The sequence below is a fragment of the Streptomyces sp. NPDC047049 genome (assembly GCF_040643995.1).
In the GTDB taxonomy this organism is placed as follows: domain Bacteria; phylum Actinomycetota; class Actinomycetes; order Streptomycetales; family Streptomycetaceae; genus Streptomyces; species Streptomyces mooreae.
This window is the reverse complement of sequence record NZ_JBEYVM010000019.1, coordinates 1-26,821: the sequence shown is the minus strand read 5'-3', so window position 1 is coordinate 26,821 and position 26,821 is coordinate 1. Positions and strand designations below refer to the sequence as shown.

Below are 26,821 nucleotides of genomic sequence, written 5' to 3'. Positions count from 1 at the left end.
GGGGATGCTGTACGTGCTGCGCCACCGCGCCACCGCGCCAACTGAGCGGCTGGCGCGACGTATTGATCCTTACCGATGGCGAGGAGTTCACGCGGCCCCTCTGCACGAGGCCTGGTAGCTCTCCGGCGCCAGAATCAAGCGGGACGCCGTCGAGGGCGCCACGATTTGGCTGCCTCTACGCAACTCACCGTCGACGCCCGCCCCAGTGGCGAAGCTGCCCTGCCTGATGGGCCGCCGATATCACGACCCTAGCATTCGTCTCTTAAGACTAGACGCCGACTTTCGTCATGCTGTATTGTCTTAAGAGTCAGAACGAAGCGATCGGCCCCACTGCAGCCCCGGAGGAAAGCATGTTGAACGCTCGTACACGGTGGAAGTTCTTGGTGGTGCTGCCGGTCATCACCCTCATGGTGCCCCTCAATGCTTGCGCAGACAGGTCATCTACTGGACCCCATAAGGTCTCGGGCCTGCGCGACGATGTGCGCCACATCAGCGAGAAGACTCAGCTCGCCACTCGGCCCCACATGGTCAGGGTGTGTAGGACTCGCACCAAGTCAGTCCCCCACACGGCGACGACTCGGGTGGGCGGCGTTACCAAAACTCGGACGTGGACCACCGCCGAGAACATCTCGGAATGCCGGATGGAGCCGCGCGGCACGGAGACCTACATGCAGGTAGTTCGTGCCGAGCGGTGGTGCGTCGAACTCGACGACGCTGGCGGAAAGCGCCACGACGACGTGTGGTTCCGCGTCGACGCCCAGACCTACGCCCAGGCCCTCAACGTCAACGAGGGCAAGAAGATCACCTTCACTCCACACGCCGAAGGCTGCTGATGCCCCGTCGGCGGCCGGCACTTCATCACGGGTACCTGCCGCCCACCGCTTCCTTCGCAATCGGCCTGCGCGCGAAATCTGTCCACAAGCCAACGGCCGTACGGTCCGACGGCACACCGACCGCCATCAGCAGGGAGATCCAGTGAAACCGGCCCGCCGCCGTAACCGAGCAGGCGCCAGCGCAAAGCAGATGGCACGTCAACGCCGTGCTGGACGCCACCGCCGCATCCTGCGAACCCTCCCGGTCATGGCGGTCGCTTCCCTTGCCATTGGCTTTCTCATCACCCAGGCTCTCGGCCTCGCCGCAGGGATGGCGGCCGAGGCCGCCGCCCTGGGCATCGGCCTTCGGCAGATACTCGTCGGGCGCACGAATTCGTGGTCGACCGGAGCCGCTGGCGAACGCCGGACCGGCCGCATCCTCGCCCCACTCACCTGGCTCCACCGCTACGTGGTCCTCCACGACCGGGCGATACCTCGATCTCGAGCCAATCTCGATCACCTCATAATTGGCCGGGCTGGCCTGCTCTACGTAGATAGCAAGAACTGGACGTCCATCAACTCCCGGGTGCGCCTCGCCCCCGATGGCCAGCTCTGGTACGGCCGTTTTGCCCAGGGCCGGGCAGTGGCCACCGTGCGGTGGGAGGCGGACCAGGCGCAGCGCATTCTCGGCTGGCCCGTCCGGGCAGTCATCGCCGTCCACGGAGCCCACGTACCCGGAGGTTGCATCCAACTCGACGGGGTCACCGTCGTGCAGGCCCGGAACCTGCGTCGCTACATCCGCACGTTGCCACCCGCCCCCGGATGGAACCGGGAGATGGTCAGCGAGACCGCCCGCGTTGCGGACGCTCGGCTCCGGCCCGCTGCCGCTCGGACTCCATGAGCACCGCCAGGCCAACTGGGGTGAGCGGGCCGGAGGCTCGATGCAGGTGTGCCGGGCTCCAGTCGCCAGGCTGGACGCACATCGGTACGTGCCGCGGGCGCATCCGTCCCGCTGCATCGCGTGGGGGCCGGGCCCCAGGAGACGGTCCTTCCCTCTCTCCATCGACATCGTCTGGCTGGGCTGACACCGCCGCGCTTCCCGGCCAGTGACCACGCAGGGCCAGGCAGCCGGCGCGGCCGGGGAGCGCGGGGCCGGCTGAAGGGCTGTTCGGAGTGCTTCGGTACACCCTGTGTCGCTGTCCGTACGCACCTGCTGGGCCCGCCCGCGCCGCCGGGCCCAGCAGCAGACCTAGCGCAGCTCGACCTGCTGGGGTGCCACGCCAGCGGCCCCCTCGCCCAGGACCTCGCCGAGAACGACATAGCTGACCGCCGGAATAGCCTTGGGCTGCGACGGCAAGGCCCGGTGCACGATGCCCTCCAAGACGGAACCGGGGGCCAGCAACGCCAGAATCTTCAGAGCGACTTCAGCAGGCACATCGTTGAGCTTGAGGGTGGCGTGCGTCGCATCCCCGCTCAGGGTCACGTTGCCCGAGGCGAGCACTGCGGGACTGCCCTCCGGGCTGTACTGGCCGCCGTACCAGTACGAGCGCGTCCGCCCGGGCTCCGGGTGGCGCGGTGCGCCGGCAGAGCTCAGGCCGGGGACGGCCGCCTCCAGGCGCCGGTTCATGGCCACCCGGGCCCGGCGGTGCTCGTCGGCGATGTGTTTCTGCGCCAAGGCCTCCCGGAGGGTTGGAAGGTAATCGGGCAAGAGGCGCCGTTCGATCTCGTTTGCGATCTCTGTCACGCGACGGTCCTTGTCGACGGTGATGGCCGCCGCGCGTGGACCGCCCCAGCAGCCGGGATAGATGCCGCTGATGGTCAGGCGCCGGCCCGCGGTTCCCTTGCGGTGCGTGTTCCACCGGCAGAGCGAGAAGCCCAGGCCGTCCGGATGGAACAGGGACACAGCCCCGTAAATGTTCCAGCCGGCTTGGTGTGTCCAGCCGCCGCCGTGAAGGCCGCGGTGGTTGAAGACGTCGGCCAGGGCGCGGCCGAGCGCGTCATAGTGGTCGTGAACGCGCTGCATCTTGTCGTCGTGGTGCATGGTCTCCTTTCGATAGGCCGACAGGTCAGGCGGCTCGCCGCAGAGCGGTGTCCGGGCCAGGGGCGGCAGAGGCAAGCAGCGCGCGGTACTGCTGTTCCCGCGCGCGGTGCTGACGCGCTCGCCGCTCGGCGGCGGTCTGCTCGCGGCGAAGGTCGCGCAGCTTCTGCCGGGTGTCGTTGAGGTGCTTCCAGGCCATGTCCTGTGCGGCAGCCAAACGCAACGGCTCGGCGTCGGGGCGGTCCAGGTAGTGAAGCGCGAGGACGCGAAGTACGGCGGAGGCCCGCCGGGCCGTGGCGGCTGGCGCGGAATGGCCCGTCGTCCTGGTCAGCCGCACATGAGCCGGAAGCTGATCGGGAGTCGACGCGGTCAGATCGTCGGTGGTGCTGTGGTCCCACCCGCCGTCGAGACGGACGCCGTTGACGGTCGGCTCGTGGTCGCGCTCGTACTCGAAGTACCGGGCCCGAGCGTGCCCGTAGGCGACGTGAACACCCTGGGGGAGGGACTGGGGCCGGTAGATGTCCCGGCCGACGGTGAAGCGGCCGTGGACGCGGGCTCCGTGAACCTCGTAGACCACCGTGCCGGCGACGTCCTCGTTCACCGCGACCTCGCGCACGGTGATGGTGCCCAGGGTGCGATTGCGGTAGTCCACCAGGGGCAGCCGCACCGGCGCGGGGTCGGCGGCACGGATCGGGCGGGGTCGACGCCGGATGATGCCGGTCACGACGTTCAGCCGGCGGCGCGCCGCGGCTCGCTGGCCCTGCAGCTCGACCGCCTCGTCTTCGGCCTGTGCGGCGAGTTCGGCCTCGTGTACCGCCAGGGCGTCAGCCTTCGGGCGGGCGGCCGCCAGAAGCAGTTCGTGGCGGTTGGGAAGGTTGCGCCAGTGGGCGACCAGCGCGCGGATCACGTCCTCAGTGCGTCGGCGGACCGTGGTGGTCAGCTGACGGTGGGCACCGGCGCGCAGGCTGGCGGCATACCGTCCGAGGAACCATCCGTCACTGACGTGGTCGGGGTCGATGCCGTCGGTCCAGCCGTGCAGGGGCATGCCGAAGATGACCGGCTCGTCCGGACGGTGCTCGTAGTAGCCGCAGTCGTCCATACCGTCGCCGAACTGCACCCGCAGCCTGCTGGGCAGGACCGACCCGCCCCGCAGGTGCTCGGGAATCAGGACAAAGGTGCCACGGATATGGGCGCTTCGGACGACGAAGCGGAGGCGGCCGTGCTGGAGGGCGGTGATGCGGGCGGTGAGGGTCTTGCCACCTGCGAGTGGCAAGACGGCTCGGGTGGTGAGGGGCTTCAGGGTCAAGGGTCTCCTAGTGTCTGGTCGGTCGGCTACGGCACAGGTGCCGGTCCGCTGAGCTCACGCAGGAGTTCGATGCGCCGGCGTGTATCGGCCAGGTCCTCCTGCGCGCGGCGGAGAGCGTCTTCGCGCTGCGCGAGTTCCTCCGTGTAGTGGCTGAGGAAATGCTCGGCAGTCGAGCGCCGGGCGAGGGATTCGAGTAGGGCGCGGTCGCTGCGCACAGCCCAGTGCTCGACGGCGGCCGCCAACACCACCCGGGCAAGTGCGCGGGAGTGGCGCGGCAGAGGCTCGGTGATCCCTGCCTTACCCAAGCGCTGGGCCTCGATCTGGTCGACCTGGTCGAGTCGGACGGCTGTGCGTCCGGCCAGTTCGATGCCATTGACGGTGAGCGGCCGCTCGTGGCGGCCGGCTCCACCGGGGCCGTCCAGACGGGCGAATACGTACAGGTCGCAAGGCTGCCGCAGGGGGCCGGTGGGGTCGGCAAACAGCAGCGCCGGCACCAGGACCACGCTGCCACGGACGTGCCTTGTCGTGAGCCAATAGCGCACCGCGCCGGAGGTCGGGTCGGCGAGAGATCTCATCTGCAGCAGGCCGCATCGGCCGAGGTCGCGTGCGGCGTAGTGATCGTCGTGCAATGCCCTGACCTTTGCTCTGTAGGGAGGATGGGTGGCCGTACCGGCGAACTGGCACGGGGATGGGTCCGCCGACCGCCCATGCTGAGGGGGAGAGCGTGAGGGCGGTCGACGGCCATCGGCCAGCTGAGCAGGAAGGCTCCGACGGTCCCGGGGGTCAACGGAAAACCCGGTATGACTCTTAAGACCATACGACAAGGGTGGCGAATAGGCAAGCTTTAAGAGTCGACATCAGGGAGTGTCGCGCCCGTCGACGGCGATCAGCGCCGAGCCGAGGCTGGCAGAAGAAGGAGCCGTTCAGTTAGGCAGTGACGTCAGAAGGCTGAGAACGCGTCGAGTATGCGTGCGGCTGCTCTCCTTCACCATGATTCCCCAGCCGACGGACGCGAGGGCCTGGTGGACGACTACCAGCGCGGTGTTGCGCGCCGCGCGGTCAGCTGAGACTCGGCTGCGGGGCCGGCACCGTTCGCTGTCGCGGCCGTCGATGAACCAGCTGCACTCAACGCCCCGCTCACCACTGGGCGAAAGGTAGAGCCCCTGGGCTCCGTGCTCACCGTAGGCGTCCCGCCAGTCATGCCGGATCACCGCGAGGGGGATGCCTGCCTCTCGCGCGATGGCGCTGGCTGCCGCGACGGCCGGGTGATCAGCGTGCTCCGGCAGGCAGGCCACGAACGCGCAATTCAACTCCTCGATGTTGGAGGGGTTCTGCCACAGCCGCTGTGCCCTGCGTGCGAGATCGGCCAGTGTCGGCACGTGAGTCGCTGCGGCCGCAGCCGCCATCGTGGCCGCGAATGCCTCAGGCAGCGTCGCAACGAAGTCGTGGCCGTCCAGGGCGGCGAACAGCGCTGCGGCACGACGCACGAGGCCGGCCAGTTCCGCCTCGTCCTGACTGCCCGCGATGTCGTCGATCGTGGCGGCCAGCTGCTCGTCGAAGTCCGCAACGACCACCTCCTGGGAGGGGTTGTGCTGCTGGTCGGCGTCGTTCTCGTCAGTTCCAGGGCACAGGTCGCAGCCGTCATCATCCCGCCACCAGCCGCAGGCGTTGTCGCTGAAGGCGTCGGGATCGTCGAACTCCCAGGTGATGCGGTTCCCGCACCCGGCGCAGCGGTCCGTCTGCCCGTCCTCCAGGACCGCACCGGCGCGGTAGAGGGCGACCGCCGGACGGGGAGCACACCGCTGGCGCACGACCTGCTCACCCGGTCGGTACTCCACCCATCCGGCCTGCTCGTTGGCAAGGGTCCGGCACCGCAGCCGCCGGACCCGGCGCCCGAAGGAATCGGTGATGCCCTGGGGAGCGGCCATCACCTCAACCCGCCGGTCGGCGCCGTAGCCGCGCACGAGCACATCGCCGACGCCAATGTCCTCGTAAGCCACCACCTCCGCGCCGGCCAACACCGTCTGCCACTGAGCCTCCGCGGCCGACGCCGCAGCGCGCTCAGTCAGCTGCACGGCCGGGTCATGGCGAGGGACCAGGACAGTCGTGCACTCCGGACGGCGCAGTGTCAGGCCCGCCTCCTCCCAGGCCGGCGCCGAGCCCGCCCGCAGCTCCGCCGCGACGACCTCGACGCTCACCCCACGGTCGAATACCGGCTCCGCAGCGCCGGACGCGGTGTCGGACCGGTGCGTCCAATGGCTGAAGGCCTGCGGGAGGAGGTCACCGGCCGTCCGCAGAGAGTGAGAGGCCTCGGCCTCCGGGGTGCAGGTGAGCGACGGGAGATCCACACGCGGTCCGCGCTGCCGACAATCCGCACACTCATAGAGAGCCACCCGGTGTCCGTCGAAGCCGGAGACGCGCGCACCGGTATTCCATACCTGGTGGGCGCCTGCCCTCGCCTGCTCCACGGGCCGCCGGGTTCGGCCAGCCGGCCGCAGCATGCCAAGCGGATACGTGCCGAGCTGGCCTTCCTCGCCCTGCACCTTGTAGGAGCCGTCGTTCAGCGGGTAGAGCACGGTGCCGGCGAACTCGTCCTCGACCTGGTGGGCCCGCTGCATCCGATCCCACCGAACGTGCCGGACGACCACCTTGCTCCCGGGCCCGTAGACCTCCTCGTCGGGAACATGGGGCTCAGAAGCCTCCTCGCCTGTGGCCGGGCGCAGTTCGACCAGTCCGCGTACATCGCTGTAGTGGAGGGCGACACCGCCCTCGGCCGTGTTCTCCACCCGCACTCCGTCGCCCCGGGCCACCTCGATCTCGTGCAGTGCTATTCCTGCACGCTCACGCAGCACCGTCCCCCCGTTTACCCGCCGCATGTAGTAGCCCCATGCAGGGAAAGGCCCGGCCTGCGTCGGCCGGATCGGTGCGTGCTGGTGGTCGTCGTCGGGGCACAGGAAGCCGTCGTCATCGGACCACCACAGCCTCGTGAGGTAGTCGATGGGACGACCGCAGCGGCGGCACGTGCTGGGGAAGTGAACATCGTCGCAGGGGCGGGGGGAGGTGTTCAGGGGCAAGCGATACTCCTTCATGTCGAGGGGGCATGGCCGGTAGCGGCCAGGTCAGGTGGAGGTCAGACGGACCGCGTGGGCGGCCAGCGCGGTCACGGTGGCGGTGTCCACCGGCACGTCCCAAGCGAAGCGGGCCACGTGGTCGTGACGGTGCACCGTGATCCGGGCGTCCTCCATCTCGAAGGTCACGCCGGGCGCGCCCGGCAGACGTTCGGGAAGAGCCGGCACGGCTGCGTCGGTGTCGTCGGCGGTGCGGTCGGCGAGGTCCGCAGCGAGCTGCTCAAGGGCGTAGGTGCTGTGGGTGCAGCGGCCGTGGCAGGTGAGGACCGCCAGCCGCACCTGGCCGTCACTCCCGTACAGAGCGTGGCGGGTATGCGTTCGGTAGGTGCGGGTGCGCACGGCCGTCGAAGCGGCCGCGGAGTTGTGGCGCACCAGCCAAAACGCCTCGCCGTCCGCATCCCGGAAGCCCCTACCCAGACGAAGGCCGGCGGTGTTCCGTACGGTCCGCCAGTCGGCCTCGACCCCCGTGGGCTCACCGAGCCAGGAGACCATCTCGAGTTCGCTGAGCCCGGCAGTCACGTTGACGAACACCGAGCCGGGAGTGGGAGGGAGCGGGCGCACACGGGCCAGCAGCAGCGGCGTCTTCGCCGGCCAGTCGATGCCGTCGTGCGCCATGTGCAGCTGCTGGATGCGGCAGCCGCCGCACTGCCCGGGCGCCAGCCGCGAGCACCGGCCGAAGCCGCCCCAGGCCTGTCGGCCGGTCATGGACTCCCACAGCGCGGCGTAGTTCTGTGGGAGCAGGCCGCACTGGTGCCGGGTGTCGAAGTGTGCGTTGAGGCTGAGTCGATTCCATCCCTGGCCGTCCGGCCCACCAGGGCAATAGCTGGGCTGGGGTAGAAAGAGCACGGTCACTCCTTTATGCGTCGGCCGGAGAAAAGCCGGTCGCCGACGGTCGAATACGGGGGGCCGCCCCGGCAGGCGGAGGGGCCAGTGCCAGCTTGTCCGGGACGACCCGTCAGTCACGCCCGCGGGCGGCGCGCCGTGCCTTCATGCGGGCGAGGGTCTGTGCGGTGGTCGGCCACGTCCAGCCGCGCCGGCCGGTCCGGACGCACGACAATCCATGGTGGGACCGTTCGCGACCGCACCAGCGGCAGCCGAACGGCGGCGGCGGAGCGCCGTCGGGAAAACGAATCGGCCCGCGCCGCAGACCGGTGGCTGGATCGCGGGTGACAAGGGTCACGAGGGCTCACTTTCTGGGCGGTCTCATGCGGCCGATGCACTGCAAGGCGGCCGAGGAGGTGGATAGTTGGGGGCGATTCAGCGCTCGGGGCGTCAGCGCCGTTCACGGGAAAACCGAGCGAACCGCGACGTCGTCCTTGTCGATACCGTGGAACAGTGCTGCGGCCTCCGCAGCGGTCGCCGCGTACCGGTGACCGACCTCGAAATACCCTTCACGGGTCAGGTCGTCCCACATCGGGACTCGGTAGGCGACCCGCTGACCGATCGGCACCGAGCCCCAGCCGCCTTCGGTTGCGAGCATCGGGAAGCCGGTCTCCAGAGGCACCAGCGCGCGCCCGTTGCTGACCCAGAAGTGCTGACGGCCCGCAGCGATCACGCTGAAGCCGTCGCCGGGAGAGAAGCTGCGCAGCTTCTTGTTGCGGTAGTCCGCGGTGATCTCCCGGTCCCGGCCGTCGAGCATGTCCTCGTCGGCGTTGCACAGCATCACCGCGCGCCAGAGCTGGTCCTCGGCGGGGCCATGGGGGGCGGAGTAGGAGTAGACGGGGAGCATGGGGTGTTCAGGCCGGTATCCGGAGCGGTAGCCGGTGACCATGTTGTGCCAGACGGTGACGCGCACGAGGAGCCTCTCAGGAACTTGTGAGTGGGTAGCAGAGCTGACCGGGGGTCAGGCAGCCGCACTGGAGAACCGGATGGCGGCGCGACGGCCGTTGTGCCGATCCCGGGCACGGCGGGGGCCCGAGGCGTGGGTGCCGCTGGCGCCGGAACGGCGCCGGTTCTGGACCGCTGCGACTCGGGCCGAGTTGCCGGCCATCTGGCGGTTGTTCTGCGACGACATTGGGTGCAAGCCGATCTGTGCGGTGGGAGGTGGGATGTCCCGACCCCGATTGACTCTTAAGACTCTACTGGAATCACGTGGGTGCACGCAAGTCTTAAGAGTCAATCGGGGTGATCGGGGACGCCGGTTGCCGCGCCCTGGGCTCCTACTTCACGAGGGCGCGAATCTGCGCGAGCTTCTTGTCGGAGGCCTCGGCCCGGCTCTTCATCCCTTCGAGGCGAAGCCGGTAGTCGTCCGCCCGCTGCTTCCAGTCGTCAACGCTGCGGTACGCCTGCGCTGCTTGCTCCCGGGCGGCGTCCCGCTGAGCCCGCATCTGCTCGGTGAGCTGCGCGCGTTCCACCAGCTCGCCGAGGCTCAGGGACGCCAGGTCCCGCGCGGCCTGTGCCGGATTGCGGCGAGGCGTCGCCTTGGCGGGGTTGGTCGGGGCTGCCTTGACCGTAGGGGTGGCCGGCTTCGACGCCTTGCGTACCTGACCCTTGGGCTTCGAACTGTGGGCCTTGAGGTGGCCCCTAACGCTGCTGATGTTTTCCGACACGTAAGGGCAGTGGAGGCACCCGTACGTCTCGGCCCCATCTGCGAGGAGCAGATGGCGAATCTGGTCAAAAGTAACGTCGGCCCCGGGGCGGCTGATGGGGGACGGCGCGGGCTCGTCGATGATCACGGCGACGCCGTTCACGTGCGTTGCGGTCATATGTGGGCTGTGAATCTCTCTGGTCGGGTAGTCCGGCAGTCAGTGGGGCGCCGGGTGACGGGTCCCGGCCGGTCCGTAGTCGGCGGACCGGCCGGAGGCTGCCCGGGGCGGGGGCCCGAGCGGGACGTCAGGCCGCCAAGGCAAGGGCCTCATGCATGGCGCGCGTCTTGAAGGTGTTCTGCTCCAGCAGCGACCGACGGAGGCGACCGTCCACCGTCTGGTGCCCACCCCAGTCGGAGAGTTCTCCGGCCGCTTCGACCAGGGCCCCCGCCGTCAGGTCAACACCCGCCATGGTCGGGCTGGTGAAGATGGAGCGCAGCACGTCGCGACGCTCGTGGACCCGGCGGATACGGAAGTTGTCGTCCTTCATCTCCGTCCACTGATCGGGAAGCGGCACCATGCGCTCGATGAACTCTTCGCGCTGCGTGCGCGTCACCGGCATGCGGTGGAGGCTCTCACGGTCCTTCAGGAAGCCGTCGAAGTCGTGGCGCAGGACTGCCATCAGCCGGGCAGCCTGCTCGACCTGCTCGGGCGCGTTCTTGGTGTGCTTGATCGCGTAGAAACGTCCCTCCGCACGGGCCCGGCGCATGCCAGCGTTCCACTGGTTCGTGCACCACAACCTCTCGGCGCTGCCCCAGACCTTGAGGGAGCCCTTTCCGTCGTGCGATGCCTGGAAGCCGATCGTCAGCGTCCACGGCGACGGGTCGCCTGCGAGGCCGCGCGACTCCCGGGTCAGTTCAACCAGGCCCATCACGGACCGGCCACCGCGCAGCTCGTGGAGCATGCGCACCTGCGCTCCGGGGGCTTCGATGACCGGGGCGATGATGCGGCCCAGCAGTGCGTGATCGAGGACTTCGTACCCGGAGCGGGGGATGCCGAGCGTCGCCCAGGTGTCGTTGCGCACGATCTTCTTGTGGTCGCCTTCCGTCTGATAGACGGGACGGCCCGACTCGTCGATCCCTTCCAGGATCGGCGCCCCGCCGGGACCGGAGGCCAGGACCGGGGCAGCAACCGGCTCCCACGCGAGGTTGTAGTGGGCCCGCACGGCGTTCCAAGTCGGCAGCTCTGCCATGGAGTGTGCGGCGACACCGCTGAGGCTCCGCTGCTCGGCGGGCTCCAGGTACGAAGCGGCGGACGTCGAGTTGGAACGGTGGGAGGTGGTCGTGCTGACGGTGCTGATCACGCAGGTCCTTTCTGGCAGGCCGCGACGATCTTGCGGCGCTGAATGATCCCGGGAGCTCCCCGGTTCGACTCTTAAGACTATACAGAGGGGTGTGACTCGGCGCAAGCCTTAAGAGTCAACTTGGTTGCGAATCTCTGCCGCTGCTCAGGGCGGAGAGAGCATGCGGCGCAATGCAGAGGGCTGATGGCCCTCGCGCTTCTGGTAACCGAGCCGGGAGCCGGCGACCTACCCGGGAGGGCCTCCTGCCACGCCGCCCGCCGGTTCGCTTCCCCCACGGTCCGGCTCGTTCTCGTGGCTAGCTCGCGTGACCCAGCCTCAAGACGAGTGTGTGCAGTTCGTAGAGTCGGACGGGTGAACCAAGACGCCCCTGATCGTGGCTTGCCGATGTTGACCGCCGCACAGGCTGCACGCCTGCGGGAACTGGCCGCTCCCCACACCGAGGACGACCACAGCACATCCCTGACCAACCTGGCGCATATGTGCCGCCACGAGCCGGAGGACCGTTGGCCCGACCTGGTGGACGCACACTTCGCCGGCTTGCGGGCGGCGAGCAGCGGAGGGGAGAGCACCGCGGAATTGCTGCGTGGCGTACATGCGCGCCTCCTGCCCGTCGAGTCGCTCACCCCGGAGCTCACGGGCGCCATGCGCTACGCGCGCCCGGTGGCCGAGGGACTGGTCTTCGCCTATGCCCTGGACGGGCCGACCGCTGTTCGGATCCTCACCGACGCCGATGTGGAGCGCGTGGGGCTGGAGAAGCTGGGGGAAGCGGCGTACGCGAACCTCAGCCGCGTACCCGTGCAGCATGAGGAAGTGTCCATCGAGGGGCGGGCGTTGCTCCACTCCGTCTACGGCGACTCGCCGTTCGTCGCGAGCAGGGCGCTGTTCCTGGACGAGCTGGCCCGGCAAGGAACGGGCGGGCCGCTCCCCGACGCCGGGGCACTTGTCGTCGTGCCGACCCGGCACCTGCTGGCCTACCACCCCATCATTGACGGATCCGTGGTCGACGCCATCAACGACCTTGCCGCATACGGCCTCGGCGCCTACGAGGATGGTCCAGGCGCCCTGTCCCCGCGGGTCTACTGGTGGCACCGAGGCGATCTCACATCAATGACGGTCTTCGACGACACCACCCACACTCTCTCCATCGAGCCGCCACCAGAGCTGCTCGGTCTGATGAAGGGCCTGGTCCGACTCGACCGCGCCGGGCGCCTCGCCGGCCGCAACACGGGCAAGGCCCCAGACGTCGGCGAGCTCACGCGCAAGACGGCCGCGGCGATAGGCCGGCTAGCCCAAGCTCCGGACAGCCTTGGCGACGCCTTCACCTCCGCCCTCGAACTGGCCCACGCCCATGCAGCCACCGACCCCAACGTGGCGCTCCTCGACAGTTGGGACGCCTGGGCGGCCGCCGTCCAGCTCGGGTCCGCGTTGTTCACCGGCACGCAGCCGCACGAGTGCCACCTGGGCGAGACCCCAGCCCTACAGGTGCCCGCCATCCCCGCCGAACCGCCCGCCGATGCCCGCGCCTGGCTCGACACCTTCTACCTCGCGGTCGTGTGCCGACAGCGAGACCGAATCGACCGACTGTGCCGGGTGCCGCTGGAAGTGCTGAGCCAGGACGACTCCGTCGACGCCTACGTCCTGCACTGGATCGACACGCTGCAGACTTACTGTTCCAAGCGCCCCATGGACGACGTCGTGGAGAAGCTGATCGCCACCATGGAGACGTCCGGACGCGACGTGGTGGCCCGCGCACAGAGGGACTTCGTGGATCTGATCGACTACCAGCCCGCCGCCCTCTTTCACCGCCTGATCGCACGCGACCACGACCAATTCACCGAGGCCCTGAACGAAGCCCTCGCGCACCACGGCCGCTACTGGGGCGACTCGACGGCGCCACGCGCCCAGGTAGCGCTCGGACCACTGGCAATGGCGAGTCTGGCCTACGACTCCGGGTTCCCCGTTGCCCCGCAGCCGTACCTCCCCAAGTACCTGCTCAACCGCGAACGCATCGAGACCATCCCCGGGTGACCCACCGCCTGCCGCACCGCCGCCGACCGTTTCGGGCGATGCGGCAGGCGCGCCAGCTTCATCCATGTTCTCGGGGGCGGTTAGTCGCCGTGGGAGTGGCGATCGAGTGGTGTCAGGCTGCGGTCGTGAGGGAGGAAGGAAGCCGGGCGGAGAGCGTTCTGGACCACCGCGGGGCGTACTGAGATTTGTAGGTTTGGCCGTTGACGGTCCTCCCGAGATCAAGGGTCCGGAAGCCCGCGCTGGTCAGATCAGCGATGAGAGCGCGCAGTAGAGCGTGGCCGACCGCGATGTGCTTGTGGGCGGGGTCCATGGCGGGGACCACCGAGTAGACGGTCTCCTCTCCCTGGAGGCACAGCTGTGCGGCGAGGACATCGCCGTCTACAGCGAGGGTGGCGACGAATGCCTCAGGGCAATTCCTCAGCACTGGCTCCCACTGCAGGCTCCCCGCCGATGGGGCGATACCGGGAAGTGGCAGCTGCTCTGCCCAGCGAGCCTGATGCAGCCGACGCAGGTGTTGGAAAGCGTCGAGGAGCTCGCCAGGGCCGCAGGTGCGCCTATACCTAACATCGCGCTCGGTAGCCATCCGGGACCAGGTGTGTTCTCGGCGCCGGTGTTCACGGCGGGTGGAACGGGAGAGCGACTGGAGATCGAGGGGCAACGCCACGCGGGCGCAGGGGCTGCTGCTGTACGGCCACTCCCCTGGATGGGTCTGCGACATGCAGAATCCCAGGGCCGAGTCGGCCGGAACGTCGGTCAGCTCGACGGGTTCCTGCAGAGCCAGGCGCTGCAGGTGGCGGAGCAGCGAGGCTGCTACGTCCGGATCCTCGGCACCAGGGCCAACGGGTAGCACATACTCCGCCATTGGCGCTGACAATGGCGCTACGCGCGTGCTCGATGCGTCGCTGTACCGGGCGAGGGCGAGCGCCGCGAGTACCCGGCCGTCAGGGTCTGCGGAGGTCAACACCATCGGCGAGGCGATGGAGGCCTGGTGGCGGAGCCAGCCCAGCACCCACCCGGGAGCCTGGTAAGGCGTGGCTTTGGGGCTCTGCAAGTAGAGGTCTCCCCAGCAATTGGTGAGGAAGTCGCGCGCGTCCTGTGCGCAGACTATGTGTGTGGCGCCGCCGTCCATCAGTCCCCTTCGGGCAGTCGAATCGAAGCCCTTCTGTGGATGTGGTGAAGGGTCTCCGGGACGGTAAGACAGAGCCCCTGTGGACAGATTTCGCTTGCGGCCGCCGTGGGGCGAGGGGGCGCTGATTGTGACCGAGGGTGGTAGTTGGCAATACGCGTGTATATCTGCGCAGGTCACGGGCACGGTGGCGGCACGCGGGAGATCGCGTCAGCGCCCAGGCGGGCCTGGCAACGAAGATGTTCCCTGGCCGGGACAAGGCGCTGCACGCCCCGCCTGCGGACTTACCCCGGCGTCTAGCACCCGGGAGCTCGGCCGGTGCGAGGTGACGGAGGCCCGTAGCCGCTGCGGTCGCGCACCGCGCCGGCCACCCGCATGACGCTCGGTGCCAGGTCTCGTGCGGGATGCGGGGCCCGGCGGTGCGGTACCTCAGATGGCAGGGGCCTGCGCAGCGATCTCGGCCCGTACGCCGGCGATCACGACGACCTCGTCGAGCCGCTCGGCGAGGTCGTCGTAGCACTCGTACAAGGTGTCGCGGTCAAAAGGGTGGATTGCGGCGGCGGCCTCGTCGATGCCGTTCCGATCTCCGGTCTGGGCGGAGTCGACCAGGTTCTGCAGGAGGTCGGCGAGCTCGTCGGAGCCCTGCGATGCAGGACGAAGGCGGCGTTCGCGCCCCATGTGGTCGAGCGCGGGCCCGCTGTGCGTAGCCGTGGTGGGCAACGGGTTGAGCGGCTTCGCCCGACACCGCGACGGGCCGTGATGCGGGTCAGCCCAGTTCGGAGCAGGCTGAGGGAATGAGAGGTGACGCCCCGATCGTCGTTCACCGCCCATCATCGACTGGTGGCCGGCGCGTCACCGCACGTGGACAGATCCTCGGCCTTGCCTATAACGATGCTGACCTCATCGAGTTCCTGCGCCGAGCCGGCCTCCCCGCAGACGATGAGCTGCTCGATGACGAGGCCTGGGTGGAATGGCGCGGCGGACAGGCCCATAGGTACGACGTCTCGTGACAGGACCCCGCCCTCGGTGGGCCACGCCCGAGGACATCGAGGCGGCTGCAGAAGTGCGCGAGGGCCGCGCTACGCCGGATCCTGGTCGGATTCCCGAGCCATCCCTGCCGCGGCACCGGCAGTGGCCGCCCGCCGATTCGAGTTCCCCTCGTCCTGCTGTTCGTCACCGGGGCTACGCCCTGCTGTGCCTTGCGGCGTGGGCTTGGGTGCCGGGTTGTAGAAGGGCCGTCCTCTGGGCTCGTGCGTCGATACAGTGGCGTGGGCGCCCGCCAACTCCCACTGCACGCCAACCGCCGACCGCTGGACATGGGCGGCGGGACTCAGGAAGGAAGCTCTCGTGAGTCACCAGAGCGGCAATCTGCTGTTCGCGTTCATCGACGACCGGCTCGATGAGCGAATGCGTGCCGACTATCCGGATGGTGTCGCCGCGTACCAGGAGGACTGGCTCAAGGCCCATCATCTGGCGTTGGCCCATGCCGACGCGGTCGCCGCTGGCGACGGTGAACGGGCAGCGCAGCACCTGGGACAACTGCAGGAGCTCGCCGACGGCTGGGACGACCACCCCGACCACCCGGTCCGCACGGCCGCCTAGTTGCGTCCTGGCGCCCGAACGGCGCAGCCGAGGCGCGCGGCCTGGCTCGCCTGCGCGCAGTTCTCGCCTGACGCCAGGGCCGCTGGCGTCGGCCGCGGCCCGGACGCCGGAACTGGCCCGCGCCTACCGGCGCCTGGGTTTCGCCGCCGATGCCGAACACCCGCCTGTCCTGGTCCGGATCCCGCGCAGCCGGGAGCGGTAGCCGCCATCCGGCACGTCTGCCAGTGCCCGCAGTCCGGTGCATCGGTCCGGCCGAGGCGCGCCCGTGCAGCCGGGTCCTGTGGGGGAGTTCAGTCCTGCCTGGCAGGCAGCTGGCGTCCGTAACGGGGTGGTGGGGCGCGTCCAGGAGCGCGGTGGCGCGATGCGCGGCTAGCCTGCCAAGGGCCCGGGGGCTCGGCGTTCCGCCGGCGCCTGAGGTGCTCTGTCTGTCCGTTGGGCGCGCACCCCATCCCGGCTCTTAAGGCTCGCGAGTCGCCGTTTCAGAACGTAGTGGCTTAAGAGTCAAACGCGTGGAGGAGGGATCGCTCTATGGAGCGGGAGTTCGGTGAGCCGGAGCTCGACGCGGTGGACGCGGCCCAGCAGATCGAGTCGCTGCTGGGAATGGCTGAGCGGCTGATGTCCGGAACGTTCACCCCGGCGTTCGGTCTGGATGTGCAGGGTCGGGCGCGGATGGTCGAGGCGCTGTATGCGCAGGTCGGCCGTCTGCCGGCAGGCATCGTTCGGGCTCGCGGGCAGGCGTAGTGGTCTCCCTGGTGGCGTCACCGGGCGCCACCGGAGAGGGTTGTGCCCCGCCCGGCGCTTCCACGATGTCTCTTATGGCTTGCGCGGCGACCGCATCTGCTGTATAGTCTTAAGAGTCGTCAGGGAGTGGGCGGAGCGCTGCAAAGCCGAACCGTCCCCCTGGCAGCCTTGGTCGGACCCGGGTGCCTGATCAGCGTCCTGGGTTGAAGGAGGGGTAGCTCCCCTCTGGAGCTGCTGGCTTGCACGGTCCCCTTGTCGGGGACCCGGTCGGGTTCGAATCCCGTCGGCTCACTGGTTCTCCGCTCCCTCCCCTCGGGGCGGAGGACCTCGCTGGGCCCCTTCTCCCCCGGGGGCTGGTGTTCGCCCTGTCGGGGCGGGATACGCGACCGCGCGGCTCAGGCCGTGCACCGACTCGCTTCCCGCCCCGCAGGTGCTTTGTTGCCGCCCCGCCCGCACTCGAACAGTCCGGTGGGCCTGAGTGCTCACCGGAACGGTCATTCATAGGCACCTGACTGTGGGAGGGGAACGGCCCGCGCGAGAACTGCCCGCCGAGAACACTCCGGCCCTGAGATCCCGGCTCGCTTCCGCGGTCCCTACCGCCCTGCGCCGCAGGCCGCGACCACGCGCCGCTGAGCGGCCTTCCCTCGGGCCCTGACGGGCCCGGCGCCCAACCTCTTCAAGGAGCTGACATGCGCTACCGCCTCCCGCGTCCCGGACCCTCCCGCTCGCGGCCCGAACTGCCCCGCCCTGGCGCCTCTGGGCGAGGCGTGACGACCAAGGCGCGGGTCAAGAGGATCGCCGGATCGCTCGTGCTCGCGACGGACGCGTCTATCGGGGACGGGCATGTCAGTGCCGGGTACATCGCGACCAGTGGTCATGCCGGACTGCACGCCCACCGCTACCCGCAGTACCTGGCAGATGCCGGTGCCCGTACGGCGGTTGGGGAATTGCGGGCGGTGGACCTGGGACTGCGGGCCGTGCTGGCTGCACATCCGGGGCGGCCGGTCGAGGTGCGTGTGGACAGCATGGACGCGTTGCGGTTCCTGCAGGACTGGCACAGCGGCGGCTGCGAGATGCCCGCCGGGTACAACACTGCCGCCCGCGCTCAGGGTGGGGCCCCGACCTTGGTGAAGCTGTGCCGTCGCGTCCAGGAGGCGGATCACCTGCTGTCGTTCGGCCACGAGAAGGCGCACGCGGGCCACCCGCTGAACGAAACGGCTGATTCGCTGGCCAAGTTGGGTCTGCGCACTCTGCGCGGAATTCTTCCCCGTACGGAGCTGCCCCGCCTCGTGACGTTGTGGGCTGAGCGCGCTCTGGCCGACTTCCGCTCTGGCCGCATGAGCTGAATATGCCGGCCCGCCCAGCCGCCGTGTCTCGGCTCGTTGGCCCGGCCCTGCGCCGCCCGCCCTGGCTCGCCCACTGCGCCGCTTGGCGCCCGGGGTGGCTGCCTGTTGGACCCGCAAGGTCCCGGGGCCCCTCCCGTCCGCTGCCGCCAGCCAGCTGCCCTGGGGCCGCCGGGCCGCCGCCCTATTGGTCGGTGCGCCGTGGCTGGTGCCGTACGTCCATTGTTGACTGCCCCCGCTTGTCTCTTATGGCTTGCGCCGAATGCTAACTATGTGTGTATAGTCTTAAGAGTCAACGACACGTGACCCCTGATCCCTTCTCACGAACTGCGTCGGAAAGGCCCGCACATGAGCTTGCCGTCGAAAACCGTCACCTTCCGCCAGGTTGAACTTGAAGCACTCGAATGCCTCATTTGCAGTCACTACGGCTTGGAGTACAGCGTGATTCGGGCGCTCGGCGCGTCCAACGGCTCGTACCGCAAGGTCGAGGCGTGGGCCGCCCCCCTGGACCCGGATGAAGCCGAGGAGATTGCCGCGTGGCGCGCGGGTGGTCCCGAGCCCCACCTGGCTTCGGTCATGAACGACCTCGCGTGCAGCGGTGTCATCGACAGTGACGAGTATCTCGTCCACGTCTGGTGGTAGCCGTGGGGACTGTCTTTCCGGCGTTCCCGATTCGACAGAAGGAGAGCGCGCTGAGTCTGGAGCACTCGTTTTATGCCGTCTACGGCGTCGAGCTCGCCGACGCGGACTGGCTGGTCGTCGGTGAGGCCTTGGAGGGTCGGCGCCGCGCCCGCGGTGAGGAAACTGGCGGCGTGGCTGGTGAGGACGTGCAGCTGTTCACCGTCGCGGGCGGCGACGGCCCTGACCGGGTGGTGATCGGCGTCGCGTACGAGGAACTGGCCCCAGGCTCCTGCAGAGCGATCGGGGACTTCATGCCCTCGCCCGAGCGGGATCAGGTCCTGGGCGCCGCAGCTGCGGCCCTGGGCTACGGCGCGCTGGCCGGGCCCGGCTGGCTGATGCTGCACGACTGGAGCTGACACCCGCCGCCCGGATGTGGCGAATCCGTCCCGCGGGCGGCGCCGGCCGGGCCGAGGAGTGTCTGGGGCGGCTGCGCGCTCTCGCGTCCGACTGGGAGGGGTACTGCGACACCCCGCACGGCTGCGTAGCCACCCGGGCCGCTCGCCGGACATGAGGGCAGAGCCTGCCAGGATTCCGGCAGGCCTGGGGCGTCGGTCCGGCCGTGGCGCGCTCGTGCGGCCGGGTGCGGTGGGGGAGTTCAGGCTTGTCCGGCAGACGGGGCCGGCGCCTGTGACGGGGTGGCGGCGCGCCTCCAGGGGTGCGAGGGCCGATGCGGCGGCCGGTCTGTCGAGGGGTTCGCGGTGGCCCGGCGTCCGCCGGTACCGGAGGCGCTCCATGTGTCTGCCGAGGGTGGAGTGCGACCCTCCAGTATGTCTCTTAAGACTTGCCTTCCTCGCAGCCCTTGTGTATTGTCTTAAGAGTCAAAACGGTTTGAGGAGACACTCCATGGCGCACCCCCTGTTCCCCGATGACGAGTTCCCCGTCGACGTCCTGCCCTACTACCCGGTCGACGACCACAGCGGTGACGGTTACCACTGGATGCGGGAGCTGCCCGTGGGCTGGGAGGCCGTCGGGGTGTGGGGCTCCGAGGGCTGGGACCTCGGCGCGTGGCCGTACCAGGTCGTCGCGCACTACGACTGCCCGCTGGATCTGACCTACGGCCTGGCCCACTACATCGAGGGCGACGTCACCGTCACCGCCTACGGCTCCCGCGCCGCCCGCGACAGGGCCACCGACGAGCTCGCCCTGGGCACCTGGCTGTGGGAGGAGAACGGCCCCCGCGAGGGACTGCCCGCCACTGACACCCCGGCCGCTGAGATCCCGGATCGCTTCCGCGGCCCCTACCGCCCCGCGCCGCAGCCCGAGACCTCCCACTGAACGGCCTTCCCCGGGCCCTGACGGGCCCGGGCCCTTCCCTGCCGGTGCCCGCTTGACGGGGCCGGTGCCGACCCTCTTCAAGAGGAGAACGACATGAACGCCACCGAGAGCTCCAGCGCAGACGACCGCGAAGTAGTCCCCTCCAGCGACCGCAGCACCCGGCCTGTCATCGAGCGCGCCCTCACCGTCTACTTCGACGGCAACGCCGAGCTCGCCCGCACTCTCATCGACCGTCTGGTCGCCGAGAACCGCAGCCACTGAGCGCCCTGACCCTCACCCTGTCGCCGCCTGCCCCGCTGGGGCGGGCGCCACCGTACGGAGAACGGAGAGACATGCACGCCGCAGACCGGCGCCGCTACCTCGTGGAGCAGCTCGGCTATCAGGACTGGGGGGTCTGGGACACCCGCACCGAGGTCTGGGTCACCGACGGCAGCCAGGCGCACTGCGAAGACGTCGCCGACCGCCTCAATACCAAGGGCCACTGAGGCTGCGCCCGCCCCACTGCTTCCGCATTCCGGTGATGCCCTGCCAGGCCGCGCCGGTCCGCTTCTGATCCCTCTCGGAAGGACGACACCTTGCACACTCGGATGATGACGCGGCAGGGGCTGCGTCGCTACGACTGCTGTCCGGGGCACAACCCCCGCTCCTACGACCACGGACGCGAACGCGCCCGCGAGAAGCGCGAGTGGCGCCGCGACGTGGCCGCCGACGCCGCGACCAAGCCCGAGCGCACCCGCCTGCCCTGACCATGGACGGCTCCGGCTCCGCCCGCCGCCGGCGCGGCGCTCGTCCGGCGTAGCTGCCGCGCTCAACCGCGCGCCAGCCGAAGCGGATCTCGCGGCCACCGGACGGTAGACGGTCGGCCCGCGTGCTGGCCGCCTCGCCTCTGGGGCTGTTGATGGCCGTGGGTTGCAGGGTCCTTTCCGGGCTGCCGCGCGGGCGCGCATCTGTGCCTCTTATGACTTGCACCCTGCCGATATTGTCTGTATAGTCTTAAGAGACGCAATGAAAGGGGAGGACATGGACTGCATCGACGACGTGAGGGTGGACGCCAGCCGTCACTGCGCCGCTCTGGAGCAGGAGGCGGACCGTCTTGAGGGGATCGCCAAGGGCATCGCCTCGGGAGCCTTCGAGGCGGCGGACGGACTCAGCGACCAGGACCGGGCGGAGCTCGTTGAGGCGCTCTTCCAGGAGATCGGCCGCAAGTGGGCGGCGAGCATCATTGCCGGCGGCGCGATCTTGCCGTGAGTGCCTGCGGGCCACCGGCCTGTGGCCCGCAGGCTGAGCCGAGGACCGGTGAACGGCGGACTTGCCGTCGTCCATCGGTGACCAGCCCGGCCCTCCCACCCCTGACAAGAACGGAGACCCTCCCGTTGGACTCCTCGATCGAAGCTGGCCGTGTGACCACAGGTGAGACTGGTTGCCACGTGCGCCGCGAAATGGACCCCACCGCCCTCTTCCTGGTGGCCCAGTTCGGCCCGAAACTGGTCGCCGAGTTCCTAGACGACGCCGACAAGCGCCGCCACGCCCGCGACACCTTCCACTTGATCGCCAGCAACTACCGGCGTGAAGGCGGAGCCATCGCCCGCGCCTGGATGTCCGGCATGAACCCCCATCTCGACGACGACGCCCCTTTCCTCGTCATCGGGGCCGGACGGGGCGCCGCCGCGCTGGACGCCGCGCGCAGGCACGTCACCGGCAACGACGCCCACTAACCGCCCAGCGTCGCGCCACGCTCCGTCGCTCCCCCTGCCTGAACTTCCCCGCCCGGCCGCGCTTCGGTCAGCCCTCGAAAGGACCGCACCACCCATGTCCACTCTCCTGCTCGGCCGCTGGGACAGCGGCGGCAACCTCGTAATCGAGGAGTCCCACCAGATCGAGGACGGCGACCAGGCCGCCGCCGACACCCTGGTCGACGAGCAGGACAACGAGAACAACGACGCGTGGGCAGGTGAGTTCGACGTCGACCGGCACCGCGACGCCGTGCAGCGCGCTTATGAGGAGTACGTCGCCCACGAAGGCACCCGGCTGATAGACGAAGCCGAAGGCCACGAGCCGCTCACCGACTTCGACTGACACCCACCCGTACGACGCCGACGGCCGGCGCGCCCTGCGTTGCACCCCGCTCGCCCGCCGGCGTCGTCCAGCCCACCCCGAACGAAGGAGATCACCAACCGATGTACAGCGACCAGGACACGGTGGCTGTGGACGTCCGCGCACTCGAAGTCGACGGCTACGCCAGCCTCGCTCAGGTCCCCCAGGACCATCTGCTGCGTCTGCGGGAGGACACCCTCGGCATCAAGGCCGGCCTTGTAAAGACCAATTGGACCTACCAGAGGGGCTCCTACCCCTGCACCCTGCGCGACCTGGAGCCGCTGTCGGCACACGAAGCCGAAGCCCTCATCGCTGCCGGTACCCCCGTGTACGACGCCCGCCGCGCCCCGGACTGGAGCGGCAAGTTTCCCGCTCTCGTCCTCGGCCTGCGCCTCAGCGAGCTCCGTATGGCCCTCGCGGCTGTCGACCTGCCGGACGACGCGATCGTCGCCATCCGCGCCGCCGAGTTCCCCAGCGAGGGTGTCGGCTCGCCCGCGGACCCCCATGTGCAGGCAGGCTTCTACCAGCCGGACCCGGCCAGCGGCACGTCCGGGCGGGCGTTCGGCGGAGAGATCGACTACGCCATGGATGGCAGCATTCCCGAGCACCTGCCCGCACTGGTGCTCGCCCCCACTCACTGACCCGCCCGGAGCCCGCACACGGCATTCCCTGGGTGCGGGCTCCGTCGCAGGTCCCTCCGTCGCCCTCACCGGCCCACGGAGTCATCCGCCCTCCGCCCGGCACAGCTGCCAGCATCCGAGAGGACAACCCATGTCATACCCCCGTGGTGATGAGCGCTTCCTCGTGTCCCACGAGCCCGCCACCAACCGGTGCACCCACCATCTCGACGCCGACGAGGACGTCAACGGCGACCAGGTGACAGCCTGCGCCACGAAGGCGCGCGGGGCCACCTTCGGTGTCCTTGCCGACGAAGGCGTGCTCGACTCCTTCGTCTGTGCTGTCCTGGCCGCCAACGAGGCCGCTCGCCTGAACTGCGAATACACCACACGCGGCGATCCCTTCTTCGCATGGGCCCGGCTGTGCACCGCGCACGAGAAGCAGCCCGCGGACGGCTGCGAGGAGTGCGCCCCGGATGGTGCCGAGGAGGAGCCGGCCGGTGGTGACGAGGACCCTGGCGTGTCCGGGCGGGGGTTCGTCTCCGGCGAGCGCGTCGTGTGTGCCGATGGCGTCCCCCGCACTGTTGAGGGCATGGCCCCCTCCATCTCCGGCGAGCCCGCGCGCCTCATCGTCGTCGGGGGCGCGCAGTGGATCGCCGCCAACTGCCTGCGGGCCAACGGAGAGGACGTCGTCGCCGCACAGGAGCCCGCCCAGCGGGCTGCACGTCGTGTGCACCCCGATGCGCACAGCCTTCAGCCGATCGTGCCCGAGGGCGACAATCACTGGTGGCGTGGACGTTCCGCACCGGCTACGGCACCGGCGCCCGGTACGGCGTGGTGACCGTCCAGGGCGAGGTGGCACCGGTGGGCCTGTACGAGTACCCCACCACCGCCGAACGCGCTTTCCGCCAGAGCCTGAAGGACCAGGCCGCCCCTGACCCCGCACCTTGTTCCAACTGCTCTGGGGGCTGCAGCCGTTGACGTGCGTCATGCCCGTGGTGGCGCACTGAACAGACCGCGGCCGGGCCGCTCGCCGCAATTCGCCCTACCGATTCCGAGGAGATCACGCATGCAGCTGCGTCAGACCACCACCTGTGCCGAGCCGGCCATCCGGACGATCGAGTGCCGCAGTCGAAAAGCCGGCCGTGCGCTGGAGTACCGCCTGCTCCTGTGCGACCGGCACCGGTGGTTGGCCCGTTCCTGGCCCGGCCGTCGTGAGAAGCACGCACCAGCCGGCCGTTGTGGCACCCTGTTCGACCACCGTGATTTCGCCCGAGTCGTGGAGTCGCACGGCGACCAGTGGCTGATGTCCTTGACCACCCATCACCCCCGCGATCACCACGGCGACGTCGCCGCGGCGCTGCGGGCTGCTCACTGCTTCTTGGGCCAGGCGCGCGAGTACGCCCGTCCCCTGGGGCAGCGGGCGGAGATCACCGACGGCATTCTGGCCGCCCTCGATCACGCGGCCCGGATCGCCGAGGCCCTCACCGACGGCACAGTCGAGCAGGCTGACGGGCGTGCCCAGTTGCTGGCCGCGCTCAGCACCGGCGAGGCGATCGCTGTGGCCGCGCGCGGTGCGTAGCGGCCTTGGAAACCCGGCGGTGCCTGGTCGGCTGGCCTGCGCCCCGGGCTCGTCCGGCGGCCGGGACCGCCGGACTCCGGCGCTGCCGCCTTCCTGCCATCCTGGGGTAGTAGGGTGTGGCTGGCAGTACCTGCTGCCCCTGCCCAGCGCTGGCCGGCCCGGACCCGGTGGCGTGATCGGTGGAAAGGTGGCGAATCGCCCCGCCAGGTCGCATTGCATGCCTTCTTCGTCTGCCGGCGTGCTGGTCCGGGGTGCCACGCCGCGGATGGATCGATCGTGACTTCCAGGGCCGTGCGTCTGCGTGTCCGGTACACCGGCGAGCCGAAGGCCGCCGCACTCCACGCCTTCCGCCAGAGCGGGATGCACTTCGGGCTGGTTCCCGACGCCCTCGATGCCGGGCAGCGCCGGCTGGAGGCGACGCTGCTGCGCACGCTGGCGCGTCCGCACCCGGGCTTCGCGCAGTTGTCGGTGGCCGGGTCGGTGTGGGGGCTGTCCGCGGCGAGTCCGGCTGCGGACGGCCTGGTGATCTGGCCAGCGCACGGGCAGGCCGCGCAGCTGTTGGCGCGCTGGCTGCCGACCCGCGCGCCGGGTGGCGAGTTGGGCGGTGTGCCGGGGCTCAGGGTCGCGCCGTTGCCCGAGCGCCGCCGTGACACCCTCAGCCTCGCGCTGGCGGGTCGTCATGCGCATGTGGAACTGCGTGCCGAGCCCGCGGTGTTGCGTGCAGCGGCCCGCCTGGCGGCCGAGGCCGGCTGCGAGGTGTTGTGGGAAAGGGACGCGGCCTCGCGTGAGGAGAGTGAAGCGCTCGTCGAGCTGACCAGGGGCCTGGAGACCGCCGAGGTCGCGGTGTGGAGCAGGGCGTTGCGTCGCCTGGGTGTGGCGCAGGACGTATTCGGCGCCTGGCGCCACCGGGCACCGCTGGAGCAGGAGCTCGAAGGCCCCAAGCCGGAGCGGATCGCTCCCCGGCCCACAGGGCCCGGGGTGGCGCTGCGCGGCGTGGTGGCGGTGCTCTCTGCGGACGGTCGGGGCGGCAGCGGCTGCACGACTGCGGCCTACATGATGGCCGCGGCCGCGGCCGCGGGCGGCGCACGGGTCGGATTCCTGGCCGGCGACGACCCCTCGAACCTGCCGGCGCTGCTCGGCCAGGCGCGGGCGTCGTTCACCGGCTGGCGCGATGCATCCCAGCAGCTGCCTGCCGGCGGCCACCTGAAGGTGGCGCTGGCGCCGAAGGACCCGGCGGTGGCCGCCGAGTACCTGACGGCGGTGCGGGCCGACTTCGATGTCGTAGTGGTCGACGCCGGCAACGGTTTCCAGCTGCCCCATCTGGCGGCCCAGGCCGATGCCGTGCTCGCCCTGCTCCCCGACCAGGTGTCCTGGTACAGCCAGGAGGTGCTCGATGACCGCTCGGCGCGCGTGCAGATCTGGTCCCACCTCAACGACCAGCCGCAGCCCGGTCACTGGCGCGATGACCTGCCGACCTTCCTCGACGAGGCGTTCGAGCACTATGTCCAATGGCGCGCCGAGCAGGAGGGGCTGTCACTGCCCGAGGACGGCGCGGCGGACGAGGAGGGCAGCGGGGGAGAGGGCCTGCCGGCCTTCGACTTCGACGACGAGGACGGCGAGGCGGGGGACGAGGAGGGAGGTGAGGAAGGCCAGGGCGACTGGGAGGACGACGACGGGGGCTGGGTCGAGCCGTACGACCCGGACTTCGACGACGACGTCGAGATGTTCTGGTCGCGCGGCGCCTCGCCGCACCCGTACGGGGCCACCCTTCTGCCGCCGGAGGAGACCGCCCCGTATCTGGACCGCTGGCGGGAGGACTTCCTGCAGGTCCTCACCCCGCAGGGGCAGCGCCGCCACCCCGACCAGTGGCCGCGGATCGTGGCTGGCTGGAGTGAGCGGAACCGCGCCCGCAACCTGGAGCGCCTCCCGGTTGGTGCGCCGACGGCCGTGGAACGGGCCGCGGCGGAGGAGGAGCTGGTGGCGAGCCTGACCCCGCAGGCACTTGAGCGGTGGGACGAGCAGCTCTGGCAGCGCGAGAGCACAGCGTGGCGGGCGGCCGGCCTGGACGAGCGGCACGACGTCGGCCGTGCCGAGGACGACCTGCTGTGGACATTGCATCACCCGCGGCCGGCCGAGGAGGTCGCGGGCGAACTGCGCATGTTCGCCCGGCAGGTTCCCTACGGCCGGCCGGTCGTCCTGGGTGTGACCCGGCTGCGGCAGGACTTGGACAGGCACCTGCTCGCCGACGTCAGGCAAGCCCTCCAGGGCCAGGGCATCGCGGGACTCGCGCTGATCGCGCGCAGCCGCGCCCTGCAGTCGTGGATCGGAGCGCAGCGCCTGGATGCGTCTGTGCTCGCGGTCGGCTGGAGTTTGGCCGCATCCGTCCTCGACGCCGTCGAACAGCAACGCCGGCCGGCACCGTGACGCACCCGGCCGGGGCCGCCGGCCCCGGCACGGGCCCTGTGCCCGCCGCCGTGGCGGGTGGTCGCCGCTCCTGGCGCTGAGCGAGGCGTTGCATGCCCGGATGGTGGCGCGGCTGCCGCGCACCGCCGCTGGGTTG

Annotated in this window: 31 protein-coding genes; 21 read left to right on the top strand and 10 right to left on the bottom strand. The window is 69.9% G+C overall.

What is annotated here, in order from left to right; all coding sequences use genetic code 11:
• Positions 1-668 precede the first annotated feature (668 nt).
• Together ABZ851_RS30020 and ABZ851_RS30015 are read left to right on the top strand one after the other, a co-directional pair.
• Complete coding sequence (locus tag ABZ851_RS30020) at positions 669-833, top strand: hypothetical protein (RefSeq protein WP_361134001.1); 165 nt, start codon at positions 669-671, stop codon at positions 831-833.
• A gap of 247 nt (positions 834-1,080) precedes the next feature.
• The gene (locus tag ABZ851_RS30015; protein WP_361133998.1) at positions 1,081-1,713 is read left to right on the top strand and encodes a nuclease-related domain-containing protein; all 633 of its coding nucleotides are present in this window, start codon (positions 1,081-1,083) and stop codon (positions 1,711-1,713) included.
• A 348-nt stretch (positions 1,714-2,061) separates the two neighbouring features.
• On the opposite strand, the gene ABZ851_RS30010 is transcribed toward ABZ851_RS30015, so the two are convergent.
• The 8 genes from ABZ851_RS30010 to ABZ851_RS29975 all read right to left on the bottom strand — a co-directional run bounded on the left by ABZ851_RS30010 (position 2,062) and on the right by ABZ851_RS29975 (position 11,172).
• Positions 2,062-2,853, bottom strand: coding sequence for a hypothetical protein (locus ABZ851_RS30010; RefSeq protein WP_361133995.1), 792 nt, complete (start codon positions 2,851-2,853; stop codon positions 2,062-2,064).
• 25 nt (positions 2,854-2,878) lie between these two features.
• A complete protein-coding gene (locus ABZ851_RS30005; RefSeq protein WP_361133992.1) occupies positions 2,879-4,123 on the bottom strand; it encodes a hypothetical protein in 1,245 nt (414 codons plus the stop codon).
• Between the two features lie 59 nt (positions 4,124-4,182).
• On the bottom strand, positions 4,183-4,785 hold the full coding sequence (locus ABZ851_RS30000; RefSeq protein ID WP_361133988.1) for a hypothetical protein: 603 nt from the start codon (positions 4,783-4,785) through the stop codon (positions 4,183-4,185).
• 294 nt (positions 4,786-5,079) lie between these two features.
• The gene (locus tag ABZ851_RS29995) at positions 5,080-7,230 is read right to left on the bottom strand and encodes a hypothetical protein (RefSeq protein ID WP_361133985.1); all 2,151 of its coding nucleotides are present in this window, start codon (positions 7,228-7,230) and stop codon (positions 5,080-5,082) included.
• A gap of 45 nt (positions 7,231-7,275) precedes the next feature.
• Positions 7,276-8,130 carry a hypothetical protein gene (locus tag ABZ851_RS29990; RefSeq protein ID WP_361133982.1) on the bottom strand — a complete coding sequence of 285 codons (855 nt, stop codon included), beginning with the start codon at positions 8,128-8,130 and terminating at the stop codon, positions 7,276-7,278.
• A 436-nt stretch (positions 8,131-8,566) separates the two neighbouring features.
• Positions 8,567-9,079 carry a hypothetical protein gene (locus tag ABZ851_RS29985; RefSeq protein ID WP_361133979.1) on the bottom strand — a complete coding sequence of 171 codons (513 nt, stop codon included), beginning with the start codon at positions 9,077-9,079 and terminating at the stop codon, positions 8,567-8,569.
• Positions 9,080-9,443: 364 nt separating this feature from the next.
• Positions 9,444-9,989 carry a hypothetical protein gene (locus tag ABZ851_RS29980; protein WP_361133977.1) on the bottom strand — a complete coding sequence of 182 codons (546 nt, stop codon included), beginning with the start codon at positions 9,987-9,989 and terminating at the stop codon, positions 9,444-9,446.
• 127 nt (positions 9,990-10,116) lie between these two features.
• Positions 10,117-11,172, bottom strand: a complete 1,056-nt coding sequence (locus ABZ851_RS29975) for a DUF932 domain-containing protein (protein ID WP_361133974.1) — start codon at positions 11,170-11,172, stop codon at positions 10,117-10,119.
• A gap of 384 nt (positions 11,173-11,556) precedes the next feature.
• Between ABZ851_RS29975 and ABZ851_RS29970 the strand changes: the two genes are divergently transcribed.
• Positions 11,557-13,200 (top strand): immunity 49 family protein, encoded by a 1,644-nt coding sequence (locus tag ABZ851_RS29970; RefSeq protein ID WP_361134459.1) that lies wholly within the window; start codon positions 11,557-11,559, stop codon positions 13,198-13,200.
• Between the two features lie 112 nt (positions 13,201-13,312).
• Here ABZ851_RS29970 and ABZ851_RS29965 read toward each other — a convergent pair whose 3' ends face one another.
• Complete coding sequence (locus tag ABZ851_RS29965) at positions 13,313-13,918, bottom strand: GNAT family N-acetyltransferase (RefSeq protein WP_361134457.1); 606 nt, start codon at positions 13,916-13,918, stop codon at positions 13,313-13,315.
• Between ABZ851_RS29965 and ABZ851_RS29960 the strand changes: the two genes are divergently transcribed.
• Complete coding sequence (locus ABZ851_RS29960) at positions 13,904-14,047, top strand: hypothetical protein (RefSeq protein WP_361134468.1); 144 nt, start codon at positions 13,904-13,906, stop codon at positions 14,045-14,047. The two genes, ABZ851_RS29965 and ABZ851_RS29960, sit on opposite strands and share 15 nt — an antisense overlap.
• Before the next feature lie 708 nt (positions 14,048-14,755).
• Here ABZ851_RS29960 and ABZ851_RS29955 read toward each other — a convergent pair.
• A complete protein-coding gene (locus ABZ851_RS29955; protein ID WP_361133971.1) occupies positions 14,756-15,046 on the bottom strand; it encodes a hypothetical protein in 291 nt (96 codons plus the stop codon).
• 74 nt (positions 15,047-15,120) lie between these two features.
• Between ABZ851_RS29955 and ABZ851_RS29950 the strand changes: the two genes are divergently transcribed.
• The 17 genes from ABZ851_RS29950 to ABZ851_RS29870 all read left to right on the top strand — a co-directional run bounded on the left by ABZ851_RS29950 (position 15,121) and on the right by ABZ851_RS29870 (position 26,685).
• Positions 15,121-15,336: a hypothetical protein gene (locus ABZ851_RS29950; RefSeq protein ID WP_361133968.1), complete on the top strand. Its 216-nt coding sequence runs from the start codon at positions 15,121-15,123 to the stop codon at positions 15,334-15,336.
• A 337-nt stretch (positions 15,337-15,673) separates the two neighbouring features.
• Positions 15,674-15,928 carry a hypothetical protein gene (locus tag ABZ851_RS29945; protein WP_361133965.1) on the top strand — a complete coding sequence of 85 codons (255 nt, stop codon included), beginning with the start codon at positions 15,674-15,676 and terminating at the stop codon, positions 15,926-15,928.
• A gap of 528 nt (positions 15,929-16,456) precedes the next feature.
• The gene (locus tag ABZ851_RS29940) at positions 16,457-16,669 is read left to right on the top strand and encodes a hypothetical protein (RefSeq protein WP_361133963.1); all 213 of its coding nucleotides are present in this window, start codon (positions 16,457-16,459) and stop codon (positions 16,667-16,669) included.
• Positions 16,670-17,436: 767 nt separating this feature from the next.
• Positions 17,437-18,015, top strand: a complete 579-nt coding sequence (locus ABZ851_RS29935) for an RNase H family protein (protein ID WP_361133961.1) — start codon at positions 17,437-17,439, stop codon at positions 18,013-18,015.
• Between the two features lie 345 nt (positions 18,016-18,360).
• Positions 18,361-18,654, top strand: a complete 294-nt coding sequence (locus tag ABZ851_RS29930) for a hypothetical protein (protein ID WP_361133958.1) — start codon at positions 18,361-18,363, stop codon at positions 18,652-18,654.
• A gap of 2 nt (positions 18,655-18,656) precedes the next feature.
• Entirely contained in the window at positions 18,657-19,049 is a 393-nt protein-coding gene (locus ABZ851_RS29925) for a hypothetical protein (protein ID WP_361133955.1), read from the top strand.
• Positions 19,050-19,536: 487 nt separating this feature from the next.
• Positions 19,537-19,968, top strand: coding sequence for a hypothetical protein (locus tag ABZ851_RS29920; protein WP_361133952.1), 432 nt, complete (start codon positions 19,537-19,539; stop codon positions 19,966-19,968).
• A gap of 93 nt (positions 19,969-20,061) precedes the next feature.
• The gene (locus ABZ851_RS29915) at positions 20,062-20,229 is read left to right on the top strand and encodes a hypothetical protein (protein ID WP_361133950.1); all 168 of its coding nucleotides are present in this window, start codon (positions 20,062-20,064) and stop codon (positions 20,227-20,229) included.
• Positions 20,230-20,300: 71 nt separating this feature from the next.
• On the top strand, positions 20,301-20,453 hold the full coding sequence (locus ABZ851_RS29910) for a hypothetical protein (protein WP_361133947.1): 153 nt from the start codon (positions 20,301-20,303) through the stop codon (positions 20,451-20,453).
• Between the two features lie 105 nt (positions 20,454-20,558).
• The gene (locus ABZ851_RS29905) at positions 20,559-20,714 is read left to right on the top strand and encodes a hypothetical protein (RefSeq protein WP_361133945.1); all 156 of its coding nucleotides are present in this window, start codon (positions 20,559-20,561) and stop codon (positions 20,712-20,714) included.
• Between the two features lie 274 nt (positions 20,715-20,988).
• Positions 20,989-21,216 carry a hypothetical protein gene (locus ABZ851_RS29900; protein ID WP_361133943.1) on the top strand — a complete coding sequence of 76 codons (228 nt, stop codon included), beginning with the start codon at positions 20,989-20,991 and terminating at the stop codon, positions 21,214-21,216.
• A gap of 179 nt (positions 21,217-21,395) precedes the next feature.
• Positions 21,396-21,683 (top strand): hypothetical protein, encoded by a 288-nt coding sequence (locus tag ABZ851_RS29895; protein ID WP_361133941.1) that lies wholly within the window; start codon positions 21,396-21,398, stop codon positions 21,681-21,683.
• A 94-nt stretch (positions 21,684-21,777) separates the two neighbouring features.
• On the top strand, positions 21,778-22,044 hold the full coding sequence (locus ABZ851_RS29890; protein WP_361133939.1) for a hypothetical protein: 267 nt from the start codon (positions 21,778-21,780) through the stop codon (positions 22,042-22,044).
• 101 nt (positions 22,045-22,145) lie between these two features.
• Complete coding sequence (locus tag ABZ851_RS29885; protein ID WP_361133937.1) at positions 22,146-22,703, top strand: hypothetical protein; 558 nt, start codon at positions 22,146-22,148, stop codon at positions 22,701-22,703.
• Between the two features lie 130 nt (positions 22,704-22,833).
• Complete coding sequence (locus tag ABZ851_RS29880; protein WP_361133935.1) at positions 22,834-23,520, top strand: hypothetical protein; 687 nt, start codon at positions 22,834-22,836, stop codon at positions 23,518-23,520.
• 228 nt (positions 23,521-23,748) lie between these two features.
• The gene (locus ABZ851_RS29875) at positions 23,749-24,261 is read left to right on the top strand and encodes a hypothetical protein (protein ID WP_361133932.1); all 513 of its coding nucleotides are present in this window, start codon (positions 23,749-23,751) and stop codon (positions 24,259-24,261) included.
• A 276-nt stretch (positions 24,262-24,537) separates the two neighbouring features.
• A complete protein-coding gene (locus ABZ851_RS29870) occupies positions 24,538-26,685 on the top strand; it encodes a hypothetical protein (protein WP_361133930.1) in 2,148 nt (715 codons plus the stop codon).
• Positions 26,686-26,821 lie beyond the last annotated feature (136 nt).

What these genes read in the sequence shown, in the direction of transcription:
- ABZ851_RS29920 (WP_361133952.1), top strand. Translation starts at nt 19,537, where the DNA reads ATGGCGCACCCCCTGTTCCCCGATGACGAGTTCCCCGTCGACGTCCTG.
- ABZ851_RS29970 (WP_361134459.1), top strand. Translation starts at nt 11,557, where the DNA reads ATGTTGACCGCCGCACAGGCTGCACGCCTGCGGGAACTGGCCGCTCCC.
- ABZ851_RS30020 (WP_361134001.1), top strand. Translation starts at nt 669, where the DNA reads ATGCAGGTAGTTCGTGCCGAGCGGTGGTGCGTCGAACTCGACGACGCT.
- ABZ851_RS30010 (WP_361133995.1), bottom strand. Translation starts at nt 2,853, where the DNA reads ATGCACCACGACGACAAGATGCAGCGCGTTCACGACCACTATGACGCG.
- ABZ851_RS29875 (WP_361133932.1), top strand. Translation starts at nt 23,749, where the DNA reads ATGCAGCTGCGTCAGACCACCACCTGTGCCGAGCCGGCCATCCGGACG.
- ABZ851_RS29960 (WP_361134468.1), top strand. Translation starts at nt 13,904, where the DNA reads ATGGGTCTGCGACATGCAGAATCCCAGGGCCGAGTCGGCCGGAACGTC.
- ABZ851_RS29890 (WP_361133939.1), top strand. Translation starts at nt 21,778, where the DNA reads ATGTCCACTCTCCTGCTCGGCCGCTGGGACAGCGGCGGCAACCTCGTA.
- ABZ851_RS29965 (WP_361134457.1), bottom strand. Translation starts at nt 13,918, where the DNA reads ATGTCGCAGACCCATCCAGGGGAGTGGCCGTACAGCAGCAGCCCCTGC.
- ABZ851_RS29930 (WP_361133958.1), top strand. Translation starts at nt 18,361, where the DNA reads ATGAGCTTGCCGTCGAAAACCGTCACCTTCCGCCAGGTTGAACTTGAA.
- ABZ851_RS29940 (WP_361133963.1), top strand. Translation starts at nt 16,457, where the DNA reads ATGGAGCGGGAGTTCGGTGAGCCGGAGCTCGACGCGGTGGACGCGGCC.
- ABZ851_RS29950 (WP_361133968.1), top strand. Translation starts at nt 15,121, where the DNA reads ATGAGAGGTGACGCCCCGATCGTCGTTCACCGCCCATCATCGACTGGT.
- ABZ851_RS29885 (WP_361133937.1), top strand. Translation starts at nt 22,146, where the DNA reads ATGTACAGCGACCAGGACACGGTGGCTGTGGACGTCCGCGCACTCGAA.
- ABZ851_RS29905 (WP_361133945.1), top strand. Translation starts at nt 20,559, where the DNA reads ATGACGCGGCAGGGGCTGCGTCGCTACGACTGCTGTCCGGGGCACAAC.
- ABZ851_RS29880 (WP_361133935.1), top strand. Translation starts at nt 22,834, where the DNA reads ATGTCATACCCCCGTGGTGATGAGCGCTTCCTCGTGTCCCACGAGCCC.
- ABZ851_RS29980 (WP_361133977.1), bottom strand. Translation starts at nt 9,989, where the DNA reads ATGACCGCAACGCACGTGAACGGCGTCGCCGTGATCATCGACGAGCCC.
- ABZ851_RS30015 (WP_361133998.1), top strand. Translation starts at nt 1,081, where the DNA reads ATGGCGGTCGCTTCCCTTGCCATTGGCTTTCTCATCACCCAGGCTCTC.
- ABZ851_RS29910 (WP_361133947.1), top strand. Translation starts at nt 20,301, where the DNA reads ATGCACGCCGCAGACCGGCGCCGCTACCTCGTGGAGCAGCTCGGCTAT.
- ABZ851_RS29915 (WP_361133950.1), top strand. Translation starts at nt 20,062, where the DNA reads ATGAACGCCACCGAGAGCTCCAGCGCAGACGACCGCGAAGTAGTCCCC.
- ABZ851_RS29900 (WP_361133943.1), top strand. Translation starts at nt 20,989, where the DNA reads ATGGACTGCATCGACGACGTGAGGGTGGACGCCAGCCGTCACTGCGCC.